The following is a 13,189-nucleotide window of genomic DNA, read 5'->3' as shown; positions in this document are numbered from 1 at the left end:
GCCGATGTCAGCGCCGCCCCTCATCCGCCCTCCGGGCACCTTCTCCCCGTAAGACCGGGAGAAGGAAGAAACTCACCCCCGCCAGACACCCTCTTTCCTGAGATCGTCCATGGTGCGCGAAATGCCTTCGCGCAGGATGCCGACCACGTCGTCGATCTGCTCGCGCGTGATGATCAGCGGCGGCGACATCACACACATATTGATCAGCGGCCGCACGAGCAGGCCAAGTTCGTGGCAGTGGGCGTCGATGCGCTTGCCGACATCTTTGTCGAGCTGCAGCGGATCCTTGCTTTCGCGGTCGGCGACGCATTCCACGCAGCCCATCAGCCCCACGCCGCGCACCTCGCCGACCAGCGGCAGCTCTTCCAGCGTCTTCAACTGCGCCTGGAAATAGGGCGCGACCGCCTGTGCGTGGGCAAGCACGCTTTCTTCCAGCAGGTCGAGGTTTTTCAGCGCCACCGCACAGCCGACGGGATGGCTGGTGTAGGTCAGGCCATGACCGAACATGGCGTCGGGATGGTTGGAACGGCGCAATTCCTCCAGCAGCCGCTCGGAAATGATGACGCCGCCGAGCGGGAAATAGCCTGAGGTGACGCCCTTGGCGAACGTGATCATGTCGGGATCGATACCGAACACGTCGCCCGAGGCAAAGACGTGGCCCAGGCGTCCAAAGCCCGTCACCACCTCGTCGGAGATATAGAGGATATCATTGTCACGGCAGATCTCGCGGATGCGCCTGAGGTAGCCGTCCGGCGGAATGATGACGCCACCGGATGCTTGTATGGGTTCGCCGACGAACGCGCCTATTCTGTCGGCGCCGACGCGCGCGACCGTGTCGCGGAACTGGTCGACGAGGAAATCGGTGAAGGCAGTGATGGTCATGCCTTTCGGCCGGCGGAACGGGTCGGGCGAGGAGAGCTTGACCACCAGTTCGTCGGCGCCATCCATCCAGTCGCGGTCACGCGGACGGCCATTGAGCGAGGCCGACAGATAGGTCGAGCCGTGATAGGCGCCGCCGCGGCTCAGGATTAGCTTCTTTTCCGGCCGGCCCCGCACATTGTTGTAGAACTGCATGAAACGCAGCGCCGTCTCGACGGCCGAGGAACCGCCGGTGGTGTAGAAGACGTGGCTGAGGTCGCCAGGCGCATGGCCGGCTATGCGTTTGGCAAGCTCCGCCGACGGCGCGTTCATCGTGTACCAGGGCGTGTTGTAGGACAGCGCCATCGCCTGGTCGTACATCACCCTGGCGAGTTCCTCGCGGCGGTGGCCAACATTGACGCACCACATGCCGGCAGGCCCATCGATCAGCCGCTTGCCCGTGCTGTCGGTAATGTAGATGCCATCGCCCTCGCCGATCAGCGCGCGTGCCTCGGTGCCGACGGAACCGGCATAAGGCCAAGGCTGGATGAGATGACGCTTGGCCAGTTCGACCGCATCGTCGTCGCCAGGGCCAGCCGTTTCGCGTGCCTTCAGATCTCTCACAGCCGCCATCGTCGTCTCCACATCATCCCATCGAATTTGTCCGGGCATCAATCTGGTTCGCCACGGCGAAAATCGTCGCCCTGCTCACATGATTTTGAATGTCCGTTCAATCAATATTGCAGAATTTGCGCTTGATTTCAATCCGCGGATGCGCGCATGATGAAAGAAAGCCGGCAAGGGGAACAATAGCCGGCGCCAGCCCAATGGGATGCCGTATGGCGGGACAGTCCAGGCCAGCAACCGAGATCACACCCGGAGCCCTCCAATGACGGTGGCTGCGGAAGGGTCGCCCCCGTTGCGCATGACGCGGGCCAGACGAAATGCCCTTCTGCAATCAGAGCCCGTACAGGGCTTTGCCCTGATCAGCCCGACCTTCCTCTACGCGCTCATCCTGCTGGTCCTGCCGATCCTGGTGGTCATCGCCCACTCCTTCTGGACGCAGCACTACCTGACCATCGACCGCACCTTCACACTGGAAAACTACCGCGTCGCGCTGGCCGAGCCGATCTACCGCGATCTCCTATGGCGCTCGCTCTACATCTCGCTGACGGTCAGCCTGTTCACCGTCGTCCTCGCCTACCCGATCGCCTACTTCATTTCCTTCCATGGCGGCCGTCACAAGAGCCTGTGGCTGTTCCTCATCACCATCCCGTTCTGGACCAGCTATCTCTTGCGCGTGATGTCGTGGAAGGTCATCCTGGGCTATAATGGCGTCTTGAATTCCGGCCTGATGGGCCTCGGCATCATCGACGAACCGTCGACAGCCTTGCTCTACAATTCGAGCGCCGTCATCATCACGCTTACTCATGCCTGGGCGGCGGCCTTCGCCATCCTGCCGATCTTCGTGTCCCTGGAGAAGGTCGACCGCACACTGGTCGAAGCCGCCACCGACCTTGGCGATGGTCCCTTGCGCTCGTTCCTGCGCGTGACCTTGCCGCTGTCGGCGCCGGGCGTCATTTCCGCGGCGTTGATCGTCATGATCCCGACGGTCGGCGACTATGTGACGCCAAAGCTCGTCGGCGGCAAGGACGGCGTCATGATCGCCAACGCCATCCAGGCGCAGTTCGGCAAGGCCGCCAACTGGCCGCTCGGTGCCGCACTTTCCGTCACCACCATGCTGATCGTCTCCCTGATGGCCGGCGCCACGGTGCTGGTCATCCGCACCTTGCAAAGGATGGCGCGATGAGGGCGCGGCGCTTCCTGCCGGGCGGCTGGCTGTCGGCCTATGCGTGCCTTTACATCGTCTTCCTCTATCTGCCCGTCATCTTCCTGCCGATCTTCTCGATCAACACGGCGGCGACGCCGAAATTCCCGCTGACCGGCTTCACCTTGCAATGGTACGAGGACCTGCCGCGCACGCCGGCGCTGCTAGACGCCGCCTGGAACAGCCTGATCGTCGGCGTCTCGGCTTCCTTGCTCGCCACCGTGCTCGGCATCCTCGCCGCCCGCTCGATCACCCGCTACCGCTATCCCGGCCGCCGCGCCATCAACGGTCTGATCATGGCCCCGCTCGTGTTGCCCGAAGTGATCGTTGCCATCTCCATGCTGCTGGTGATGCTGCAGCTTGGCTTGAGCCTGTCGCTGTTCACCGTCGTGCTCGGCCACGTCCTGATCTGCATTCCCTATTCGATGACGGTGCTGACTTCCGGGTTCGAGGGTTTCGACCGCAGCCTCGAGGAAGCCTCCGCCGACCTCGGCGAGAGCGCGTTCGGCACTTTCCGGCGCGTGACGCTGCCGATGGTGGCGCCGGCGATCATCTCCAGCCTGCTGGTCTGCTTCACCATCTCTCTGGACGAATTCATCATCGCCTTCTTCCTGACCGGCACCGAGGCGACGCTACCGATCTACATCTGGGGCCAGTTGCGCTTCGCGTCGAAACTGCCCGGCGTGCTGGCGCTGGGCACGCTGCTGCTGGTTGCCTCATTCCTGCTGATGACAATCGCCGAAATCCTGCGTCGCCGCGCGGCCAGACGCACCCAGAGCGAGGGAGGCCTCTATGCCTGAGCAGCCGCGGATCGAGCGCCCTCACGTGGACAGGATCCAATCCGAAAGACCGATGATCGAGATCCGTAACGTCACCCGCAGCTACGGAGCGTTCAAGGCACTCGACGACGCCTCCCTGACCATCAGGGAAGGCGAGTTCTTCTCGCTGCTCGGCCCGTCCGGCTGCGGCAAGACCACGCTTTTGCGCATGATCGCCGGCTTCGACAATCCGACCAGCGGTTCGATCGCGGTCGGCGGCCAGCCCATGGAAGGCATCGCGGCCAACCGCCGGCCGACCAACATGGTGTTCCAGAGCTACGCGATCTTCCCGCACCTCAATGTCGAGCAGAACGTCGCCTACGGGCTGAAGCGGCTGAAGCTGCAGGGCGGCGAGGAGAAGCGCCGGGTTGAGGAAGCACTGGCGCAGGTCTCGCTCACCGGCCTCGGCAAGCGGCTTGCCACCGAGCTTTCCGGCGGCCAACGCCAGCGTGTCGCGCTTGCCCGTGCCCTGGTGATGCGGCCAAAAGTTCTGCTGCTCGACGAGCCGCTGTCGGCGCTTGACAAGAAGCTGCGTGAGCAGATGCAGGTCGAGTTGCGCCGCCTGCAGCAGGCGGTCGGCATCACCTTCGTATTGGTCACCCACGACCAGTACGAAGCGCTCGCCATGTCCGACCGCATCGCCGTGATGTTCGGCGGCAAGATTGCCCAGGTCGCCTCCCCCAAGGAGATCTACCAACGCCCGGTCGACCGCCAGGTCGCCGACTTCCTTGGCGGCATGAATTTCGTCAAGGCAGAGATCGTCGAGGAGAACGGCGCCACGCTGATCGTCGACACGCTGGGATTCGGTCGCATCAAGACCGACAAGCCGAAGGCTTTCATTCGCAACGGCGGCGGCGCGACGCTCGGCATCAGGCCGGAGCGCCTGCGCGTACTGTGGGACAATGCGACAGCCAATTTCGAGGTCGCCGGCAAGGTGGTCGAGCGTCACTATTTCGGCGAGATCACCCATCTGATCGTCGAGATCCCCGGCCTGGAAAAGCCGCTGTCGGTGACAGAGACCAACGATTTCGGCGCCGACGATATCCCGGTCGGCACCTCGATCCGCCTCGCCTATGATCCCGAAGCCCTGGTCGCGATGGCCGACTGAACATCGGCGATGATCCTGCGCGCCGCGATGCGTCCGGCCACGATCGCGCCTTCGACATAGCCCGGGAATGACGGCGACAATTCCGACGAGGCGAAATGCACCGGCGGCGCACCGGCAAGAATGGTGCGCTCGGCATCCCTCGCCGTCACATCGACGATCAGGTCGCTATAGGCACCGCCGCTCCAGCCGTCATGCGTCCAGTCGCGGCGGTTGAAATCGAGGCTATCCGCCGCTTCCGGACCGAGCGCCTCCACGAGCCTCGTCGTCACCTGCGCCCGGAGATCCGCCTCGCCGAGTTCGTGCCAGCGCAGCGCCAGCGGCCCGCCAACGAAGACGACAAGCGCCGCATGATCGGAATCCCTGCTGGCGTCACAGGCAAACAGCCCCGGCAGGTCCCGCCACATCACCATTCCGCTCAAATCCCGCTCGCGCCAGAATGGCTTGGGATAGCGCACCAGGATCTTGATCACCGCGCCGCTTTCCCAGGCGCCGAGCGCCGTTTCCAGGGCTGCCGGCAAGGCGGGCGTAAAATCGAGCTTCGCGGCTGTCGCCGGTGGCACGGCGACCAGAACTTCGCGCGCTTCGATCACGCCATTGCTCGAGACGACACGAACCCCTGGCGGACCGCATTCGATGCGGGTCACCGGTTTACCGAGCCTCACCCGGCCGCCGAGGTCCTCGGCCAGATCATCGGCCAACGACTGCATGGTCTCGCGCAGGGAATATTGCAGCTCCGGCACCTCGTTGGTGATGCGCCGGTCATTGTCGATCAGATACCACAGCGGCACCTTCTCCAACGCCAGGCACCACAGGCCCTCGATCATCGACCGGAAGACCGTCTTTGCCTCGCCCGCGTCATCCTGCCTCTCCAGCCACTCGGCAACGGTCAATCCCGCAATGGCAGGATCGTAGGGCTCGATCCTGTTCATGCGTTCGCGGATTGCCATCGAGGCGTGATAGGTCCGCTCGGCCCGGCCGACCGACATTGACGGGTAGGTGACGAAATGACCCTCGACGTAAGTCTCGACGAGGGTCTTGCCGCGAGCCCGCGCCAGTTCCATCAACTGCGGCATGTCCTCGCACAGGAACTGGCCACCGCTGTCGATGCGCTCGCCAAGCCCGTTTCGCCTGGCCTCGACGCGGCCGCCGACACGATCGCGGGCTTCCACCACCACGAAATCGACGCCGGCGCGCTTCAATTCAATCGCGGCCGACAGACCGGTGAAGCCGGCCCCGACGATGACGACGTCGGTCCTTTCGGTCTTGTCGTTCAATAGCCAGCCTTGATCTTCTCGAACTCGTCGATCATGCGCTTCTTCAGCTCCGGCGGTACCGGCTGCTGGAACAGGGTCTTGTCGAGGAACTTGTCGAGATTGTCGAAGCCGCGGTCGGCCAGCACCTTGTGGTCGATATCAGCCATCCCGGCGCCATTGCCGTGGCCGTAGCCGAAGGTCTTGACCAAATAGTCCGACACGCCGGGCGCATTGACGGCGCTGAGGAAATCATAGGCCTCGTCGAGCTTGCCTGGCGCATCCTTCATCAGCACATAGCCGCACACCCAGGTTGAAATCCCTTCCTTGGTCTCGCGGTTCATGGCGATCGGCAGGCCCTGTCCCTTCAGCGTCACGAAGGTCTCGTTCCAGCCCCAGACGAGATCGACCTCGTTGCCGATAAAGGCCTGATTGAGGTCGGTGTCGTCGGTCCAGTAGAAACGGATGTTCTTGTGCACGTCGCGCAGGAAAGCGGAAGCCTGCTTGAACTGGTCGTCAGTCATCCTGGTCCAGTCCTTGAGACCGATGACCAGGCTCGCCAGCGCATAGGCGTCGTCGACATTGTCGCCGATGGTGACGCGGCCCTTGAACCGCGGATCGGCGAAAATCCTGAGCGACTGTGCCTGTTCGGCCGTCACCTTGTCGGTACGGTAGAGCAGCGAGGTGTTGCCCCAGTCGAATGGCATGAACCAGGCCTCGCCGTCGGCGGTGACCGCGAGATCCTTCATCGCCATGATCCCGGGATTGAGGTCCTTCCAGCCGGCGATCCTGGATGTGTCGAGCGGCTGCAGCAGCCGGCCTCGCGCCACTTCACCACGCTTTGCGAGCAGGGGTGCGCGATATCGGCTTTGAAGCCCGCCCGCATCTTCTCGAACGCCTCGTCCTCGTCGCCGAAGAAGGCGAAGGTCGGCTCGGCGCCGTATTTGCTCGTGTAGGCCGGGTGCAGCAGCGGATCCTCATAGCCCGACCAGTCGAACACCACGAGGTCGCCGCCGCCTTCGGCGAGTGCGTAAACCGCGCCGGCGCCGAGCGTGCAGGCAGTGGCGATGACGAGGCGGCGAAGCACGGATTTCATGGCGCGAAAAACTCCCCCATCGCGAAAGATGTCGGGAGCGAGGTTAGGCAAATTCACGCGCTTTGGCGAGCCCATCCGCCGCCGCAGCGGCGCACGGACGGGCTCGACAGGCAGAGACTTAATAGCCCGCCTTGATCTTCTCGAACTCGGCGATCATCTTGAGCTTGAGATCGGACGGCAGCGGCTGCTGGAACAGCGTCTTGTCGAGGAATTTCTGCACGTCGTCATAGCCCTTTTCCTTCAGGACGGCCTGATCGACGCCGGCCATGCCCTTGGCATTGGCCTGGCCGTAGCCCCAGTCCTTGACAAGCACCTTGGCGATCTCCGGATCGTTGACCGCATTGAGATAGTCATAGGCCTTGTCGGTATTGCCGGGCGCATCCTTGAACAGCACATAGCCGCAGACCCAGGTCGAGATGCCTTCGGCCGTGTCCTTCTTCGACTTGATCGGCACGCCGGCGGCGACCGACTGCACGGTCGCATCGTTCCAGGCCCAGGCGAGGTCGACCTCGCCGCCGCTCAGAAGCTGGACGACGTCGGTGGTGTCGGTCCAGTAGGAGCGGACATTCTTGTGCACCTGGCGCAGGAAGTCGGACGCCTGTTTGAACTGGTCGTCGGTCATCTTGGTCCAGTCCTTCAGGCCGATAGCGAGGCTCGCCAGCGCATAGGCATCGTCGACATTGTCGCCGATCGACACCCGGCCCTTGAACCTCGGATCGGCGAACGCCTTCAGCGACTGCACGTCCTTCTCGTCGATCTTGGAGGAATTGTAGGTTAGCTGCGTGTTGCCCCAGTCCCAGGGCATGAACCAGGCTTTGCCGTCATCGGTCGTGGCGAGATTTTTCATCGCCATGATGCCGGGATTGAGGTCCTTCCAGCCCGTGATCCTGGAGGTGTCGAGCGGCTGCAGCAGGCCAGCCTCGCGCCACTTCGTCACGCTCTGCGAGCAGGGATGGCCAAGGTCGGCCTTGAAGCCGGAACGGACCTTCTCGAACGCCTCGTCCTCGTCACCGAAGAAGGCGAAGGTCGGCGAATCGCCGTTCTTCTCGACATATTTCGGGTGGAAGCCCGGGGCCTCATACCCGGACCAGTCGAACACGATCAGGTCCTTGTCGGCGGCGATCGCCAGTGCCGCGGCCGAAGCCGCCAGTGCACCAGTCAGCGCAAGCGTCAGTGTCAGGCGTCTTGCCAGTGTCTTCATTGCTGTTCCATCCTCTGCGGTTTTCTTATGGCTTCGTCTTTTCTTATGATTTTGTTGGCCCGGCCGCCTTCCGCGGGTAGTGCTTCGGGAAAGCCGCCGACAGGAATTCGTTCGCCGCCTGCAAAGAGGTCTCGCGGGTCGTGTTCTCGGTCCCCATCATCAGCCGCAGCCAAAGCCCTTCCAGCATGGCGCTAAGCGCCAATGCCATGACCTGCGGCTCATAGCCGTAGCCGCCGCTCTGCTTGAGCGTCGCGCAGAGTTCGATGAAGATGTCCTGATAGACAATATCGCGGGCGCTGCTCAACGCCTGGTAGGTCGGCCGCGACTTGGCCTCGCCCCAGAAGGCGCACCAGGCGGCAAGCTTGCGCTTGTTGCAGATCGAGCGGTCGAAATCTGCCGCGACCAGCGCCTGAAGCTGGTCGGCAGGATCATCGCCTGCCTTCTGCAGGGCATTGCGCCAATGCGCCGAGTATTCGTCATACATGTACTGCAAGGTCGCGATGAGCAGCTTTTCCTTGCTCTCGAAATGGAAGTTGACGATGCCGCGCGACAGGCCGGCGCCATCGGCGACATCGGCCATCGTCGTTTCCGAATAGCCGCGCTTGGCCAGCGAATCGATCGTCGCCTCGATGAGCTGAAGCTGCCTGACCTCCTTCGAGGCCTTGCGCCCGCGCTTGTCGGATTCGGCTTTCCGCGCCGATTCAAGGAGCGCGTCCCTGGCGTCTGCCGTTTTCATGCGTGTGATGGTCTCCAGCATCGCCGGCTATCCCTCTGCATCCGGCTTCCACCCGCGAAGATGAGTGGGACGGTGCTCGCCGCTGTCAAGCACCTTCTGCATGGCTTCCCAGGTTCGAATGTTCTTGTCGACATAGGCCGCGCCCACCACGGCGGCAACGGCCGGATAGAGCGGCCCTTTCAGCCTTTCGAGTTCTCCGCGCGCGACCTCGCGGTACCAGGGATTGCGGTCCCTGACGGTGACATCGGTAAAACCGGCGCCACGCATCGCCTCGGCATAGCGCGCCGGCGAGGCCATGGCGAAGGACAGCCCCTCGGCGGCGACATACGCCTTCATCTCGGCCGACGGTTCGCCGTCATGCGAGATCATCCAGTTGGAGGCGGCAAAGACCCCGCCTGGTTTCAGCACGCGGAAAATCTCGGCGAACAAGGCGTCCTTGTCACGTACATGCAACAGCGCGTCCTTGGAAAAGACGACATCGAAGGAGCGATCGGTAAAGGGCAGAGGCCCGGCGGCCCTTGGATGAAGCTCGTCCTCTCCGCCAGCGCACGCGCCGTGGCACGCTGTCTGGCCGCCACGATCACCGGGTGTTCGACATCAAAACCGGTGGCGTGGGCAGCGCCATGGCGTTCGACCAGATGCAGCGCGATGCCGCCGGTGCCACAGCCGATATCGAGGACGGTCCTGTCCTTGAGAGAAAGCCCCTCGACCACCCGGTCGACCTCTTCAGGCCCGCCCGGCGACAGGTAGCCATCGCCCCACAGCGCTTCGAGGAAGCGGATGGCGGTATCGTCATATTCCGGCTCGGCTTCCACCGTTTCGATCATCAGCCCTCGGCCCCAATCGACGAATGCCTGTTTCGAACGCCGGCAAAGCGTAACCCAAGTTCAAAAAAACGCAATATCATTTGTTGAACATTCATTCAGTACGAGTGGACAGAACGGCTGGTGCCATGCCAAATTCCACGCATTTGGGAACAGATCACGCAAAAATGAAAAGCGGATCGCCTAAGCAATTCCAGGAAAAGTGTGAGCGGTTTTCCGTCCGGAATTGCGCAAAACAGGGAAGACTGAGCCAAAATGAAAGCTTGGGATGCGGTCATCATCGGCGGCGGACACAACGGCCTGGTCAACGCCTGTTACCTGCAGCGCGCCGGTCTCGACGTGCTGGTGGTGGAGAGGAACGACTGGGTCGGCGGTGCTGCCACCAGTCGTGAGCTGACGCCGGGCTTCCTCTATTCCAACTGCTCGTATGTTTGCTCGCTGTTCCGCCCCGAGATCATGCGCGATCTCGAGCTGCCGCGCTTCGGCCTGCAGGTGATTTCCTATGAGGGCGGCGCGGTGTTCACTCGCGACGGCGATTATCTCGCCAACTACCGCGACCACGACGCGCACCGGCGCGAATTCGCCCGTTTCTCCAAAAAGGATGCCGAGGCCTATGGCTGCTACTCTCGCGACGTGACGCGGCAGTGCCGTTTCATCCAGCCGCTGTTGATGCGCACCGCGCCCGACCCCACCAGCCTCAAGCCGCGCGACCTAGGCGAACTGCTCTATCTCGGCAAGAAATTCGCGGGTCTCTCCGCCGAGGAAATGGCGCTGACGCTGCGCTTCTGGACCATGTCGATCTCGGAATTCCTCGACGAATATTTCGAGACCGACGTCATCAAGGCGAATTTCGCGCTGTCCGGCATCATCGGCACGGCACTCGGGCCGATGTCGCCAGGCACGGCTTACGTCCTGCTCCACCACTATATGGGCGAGGTCGACGGTTCGGTCGGCGCCTGGGGCTATGCGCGTGGCGGCATGGGCGCGGTAACCAAGGCGCTGGCAGCCTCCTTCAAGGCGTCCGGCGGCACGATCCGCACCGGCGCCGAGGTCGACCATGTGCTGGTGAGCCGTGGCAAGGCCAAGGGCGTCGTGCTGGCCGGCGGCGAGGAGATCTACGGCAAGCTGGTCGTCTCCAATGCCGACGTGAAACGCACCTTCCTGAAGCTGGTCGAGGAGAAGGAACTGCCCGACATCTTCCTGCGCCGGGTCAAGAACTTCAAGATCCGTGGCTCCTCAGGCAAGGTCAACATCGCACTCGATTCGCTGCCGGAATTCCCGGCGCTGCCGAAGGACTCGCCGGTCTATCGCGGCGACATGCATTTCACCGATTCGATGGAGCGCATGGAGCGCGCCTATGACGACTGGAAGGCCGGCCGCTGGTCCGCCGATCCCTTCCTCGACATGGTCATCCCGACCACGCTCGACCCGACCATGGCGCCGCCGGGGAAACATTTCATGAGCTGTTTTGTCCAATACGCGCCGCCCAGGATCGCTGGTCGCGAGTGGACGGACGCCGATCGCGACGGTTTTGCTGAAAGCGTGATTGCGCAGATATCAGAATACTCTCCGGGGTTCCGCGACCGCATCGTACACATGGAGGTGCGCACGCCGCGCGAAATCGAGGCCGAGGTCGGCCTCACCGAAGGCAACATCTTTCAGGGCGAACTCACCTTCGACCAGCTGCTGTTCAACCGCCCGGTGCCGGGCTATGCGCAGTATCGTTCACCGCTCGGTGGCCTCTATATGTGCGGCTCCTCGACCCATCCCGGCGGCGGTGTCATGGGTGCGCCCGGACGCAACGCCGCGGCTGAAATCCTGCGCGATCTCGCAAAATCCACCTCGCATATGAGCCCGGCCCATGACGTCATTTGATGCCCCAAAATGGGATGTGCTTGTCATTGGCGGCGGCCACAACGGGCTTGTCGCCGCGGGCACGCTGGCGAAGGCCGGCCGCAAGGTACTGGTGCTGGAGGCCGGAGCCGAACTCGGCGGCGCCTCGCGCACCGAGGAATTCGCACCCGGCTTTCGCGTCTCGTCGGTCGCGCATGTGCTGAACCGGCTGCATCCCGATGTGATGAAGACGCTGGAGCTGGAAAAACACGGGCTGCAAATCGCTCGCACCGACTTCATCCCGTCGGTCGCATTGTCGAAAGATGGACCGCCGCTTGTCCTGCATGGCGCCTATGGCGAGGTGCTCACCGGCGCCAGTTCGTCTGAACAGTCCGCCTGGAAGGAATTGCGCGCGCAACTGCTGCGCTACGCCGGCATCCTGAAGCCCTTCCTGTCGCGCCGGCCGCCTGATCTCGGCGGCATGTCGCTGCTGGAGGCCGCTTCGCTCGGCCAGACCGCGCTGGCGCTGAAGAAACTCGGCAAGGAAGACATGCGCGACTTCCTGCGCGTGCTTTTGATGAACGTCGCCGACCTGCTTGACGAGCAGCTTGCCGACGACAGGCTGAAGGGCCTGCTCGCCTTCGACGCCACGCTGGGCAGCCATCTTGGCCCGCGCTCGCCGACCTCGCTGCTCGGCCTTTACTATCGTCTGGCCGGAGAGATCGGCGGTACGGCCGGAGCTCAATTGCTACCGCAGGGCGGCATGGGCACTGTGGTCGCCGCCATCCGCGCTGCTGCCGAAAGGGCTGGCGTCACGATCCGCACATCGGTGCCCGTCGCAAGGATCATTGTCGAGAAAGACCGCGCCGTCGGCGTCGTCCTCGACAATGGCGAGGAGCTTCGTGCCAGGACGATCGTCTCCGCCATCAACCCGGCGACCACCTTCCTCGATCTTGTCGGACCGCGCGCGATCGACACCGGCTTCATGCGCAAGGTCAGAAATATCCGCATGAAGGGCGATGCCGCCAAGCTCCATTTGGCGCTCGACCGGCCGCCGCAATTTGTCGGCGTCCATGCCGCCGGCAATAAGGGCCGGCTCGTCATTGCGCCCTCCCCCGACCATGTCGAGCGCGCCTTCAATCCATCCAAATATGGCGCGTTCTCGCCCGAGCCGGTGATGGAGATCACCCTGCCCAGCCTTGCGGACCCGTCGCTGGCGCCAGGCGGCGCCTGCGTGCTGTCGGCGGTGGTGCAATACGCGCCCTATGCACTGAAGGAAGGCTGGGATGCCGGCAAGCCGAAATTCCTCGAGGCAATCATGGCTCAGTTGGAAGCCTACGCGGCTGGCATCGGCAAGACGGTGGTTCACGCCGAACTGCTCACCCCTGCCGACATCGAGAAGCGCTACCGCATGCCGGGCGGTCATTGGCACCATGGTGAATTGCAGGCCGATCAGATGCTGATCTCGCGCCCCGTCTCCGGCTGGTCGGGTTACGACACGCCGCTCGACGGGCTGTTCCTGGCCAGCGCCGGTTCGCATCCCGGCGGTGGTGTTTCGGGTGCGCCCGGCTTGAACGCCGCGCGGCGCATCATCGCGATGAAAGGGTGACGTGATGCTTCAGCTTACCGACACCGCA

12 protein-coding genes and 1 pseudogene are annotated in these 13,189 nt (G+C 63.3%); 6 read left to right on the top strand and 7 right to left on the bottom strand.

The features are described 5' to 3' along the window. Positions 1 to 72 precede the first annotated feature (72 nt). Positions 73 to 1,491, bottom strand: a complete 1,419-nt coding sequence (locus LB543_RS21980; RefSeq protein WP_224615532.1) for an aminotransferase — start codon at positions 1,489 to 1,491, stop codon at positions 73 to 75. A gap of 256 nt (positions 1,492 to 1,747) precedes the next feature. On the opposite strand from LB543_RS21980, the gene LB543_RS21975 reads away from it, so the two are divergent. Genes LB543_RS21975 through LB543_RS21965 form a run of 3 tightly spaced genes read left to right on the top strand, consistent with a single transcriptional unit; the run spans position 1,748 to position 4,612 of the window. Continuing rightward, complete coding sequence (locus LB543_RS21975; protein WP_224615531.1) at positions 1,748 to 2,668, top strand: ABC transporter permease; 921 nt, start codon at positions 1,748 to 1,750, stop codon at positions 2,666 to 2,668. Further along, a complete protein-coding gene (locus LB543_RS21970; protein ID WP_224615530.1) occupies positions 2,665 to 3,486 on the top strand; it encodes an ABC transporter permease in 822 nt (273 codons plus the stop codon). Before LB543_RS21975 ends, LB543_RS21970 begins: the two co-directional genes overlap by 4 nt. Positions 3,487 to 3,538: 52 nt before the next feature. Further along, positions 3,539 to 4,612 carry an ABC transporter ATP-binding protein gene (locus tag LB543_RS21965; RefSeq protein ID WP_224615529.1) on the top strand — a complete coding sequence of 358 codons (1,074 nt, stop codon included), beginning with the start codon at positions 3,539 to 3,541 and terminating at the stop codon, positions 4,610 to 4,612. Here the strand turns inward: LB543_RS21965 and LB543_RS21960 are convergent. The 6 genes and pseudogenes from LB543_RS21960 to LB543_RS34175 all read right to left on the bottom strand — a co-directional run bounded on the left by LB543_RS21960 (position 4,576) and on the right by LB543_RS34175 (position 9,533). Next, entirely contained in the window at positions 4,576 to 5,886 is a 1,311-nt protein-coding gene (locus LB543_RS21960) for a flavin monoamine oxidase family protein (RefSeq protein WP_224615528.1), read from the bottom strand. The two genes, LB543_RS21965 and LB543_RS21960, sit on opposite strands and share 37 nt — an antisense overlap. Further along, a pseudogene (locus LB543_RS21955) lies at positions 5,883 to 6,958 on the bottom strand (extracellular solute-binding protein). The gene LB543_RS21960 and the pseudogene LB543_RS21955 overlap by 4 nt, the downstream one beginning before the upstream one ends. A gap of 118 nt (positions 6,959 to 7,076) precedes the next feature. Next, positions 7,077 to 8,159, bottom strand: a complete 1,083-nt coding sequence (locus tag LB543_RS21950; RefSeq protein WP_224615527.1) for an ABC transporter substrate-binding protein — start codon at positions 8,157 to 8,159, stop codon at positions 7,077 to 7,079. 43 nt (positions 8,160 to 8,202) lie between these two features. Then, positions 8,203 to 8,916: a transcriptional regulator BetI gene (gene betI / locus LB543_RS21945; RefSeq protein WP_224591328.1), complete on the bottom strand. Its 714-nt coding sequence runs from the start codon at positions 8,914 to 8,916 to the stop codon at positions 8,203 to 8,205. A 6-nt stretch (positions 8,917 to 8,922) separates the two neighbouring features. Continuing rightward, entirely contained in the window at positions 8,923 to 9,351 is a 429-nt protein-coding gene (locus LB543_RS21940; protein ID WP_411908775.1) for a hypothetical protein, read from the bottom strand. Then, positions 9,297 to 9,533 (bottom strand): hypothetical protein, encoded by a 237-nt coding sequence (locus LB543_RS34175; RefSeq protein ID WP_411908774.1) that lies wholly within the window; start codon positions 9,531 to 9,533, stop codon positions 9,297 to 9,299. The genes LB543_RS21940 and LB543_RS34175 overlap by 55 nt, the downstream gene beginning before the upstream one ends. Between LB543_RS34175 and LB543_RS33930 the strand changes: the two genes are divergently transcribed. The 3 genes from LB543_RS33930 (at position 9,483) to LB543_RS21930 (ending at position 13,161) form a co-directional block, all read left to right on the top strand. Further along, the gene (locus tag LB543_RS33930; protein ID WP_263498789.1) at positions 9,483 to 9,809 is read left to right on the top strand and encodes a hypothetical protein; all 327 of its coding nucleotides are present in this window, start codon (positions 9,483 to 9,485) and stop codon (positions 9,807 to 9,809) included. The two genes, LB543_RS34175 and LB543_RS33930, sit on opposite strands and share 51 nt — an antisense overlap. A gap of 165 nt (positions 9,810 to 9,974) precedes the next feature. Further along, positions 9,975 to 11,594: a phytoene desaturase family protein gene (locus tag LB543_RS21935; protein ID WP_224615526.1), complete on the top strand. Its 1,620-nt coding sequence runs from the start codon at positions 9,975 to 9,977 to the stop codon at positions 11,592 to 11,594. Beyond that, positions 11,581 to 13,161 carry a phytoene desaturase family protein gene (locus LB543_RS21930; protein WP_224615525.1) on the top strand — a complete coding sequence of 527 codons (1,581 nt, stop codon included), beginning with the start codon at positions 11,581 to 11,583 and terminating at the stop codon, positions 13,159 to 13,161. Before LB543_RS21935 ends, LB543_RS21930 begins: the two co-directional genes overlap by 14 nt. Positions 13,162 to 13,189: the final 28 nt, after the last annotated feature.

This window comes from Mesorhizobium sp. ESP7-2 (assembly GCF_020164715.1).
Lineage (GTDB): Bacteria > Pseudomonadota > Alphaproteobacteria > Rhizobiales > Rhizobiaceae > Mesorhizobium.
The sequence above is the reverse complement of the archived record's forward strand: the minus strand, read 5'-3'. Positions and strand labels throughout refer to the sequence as shown.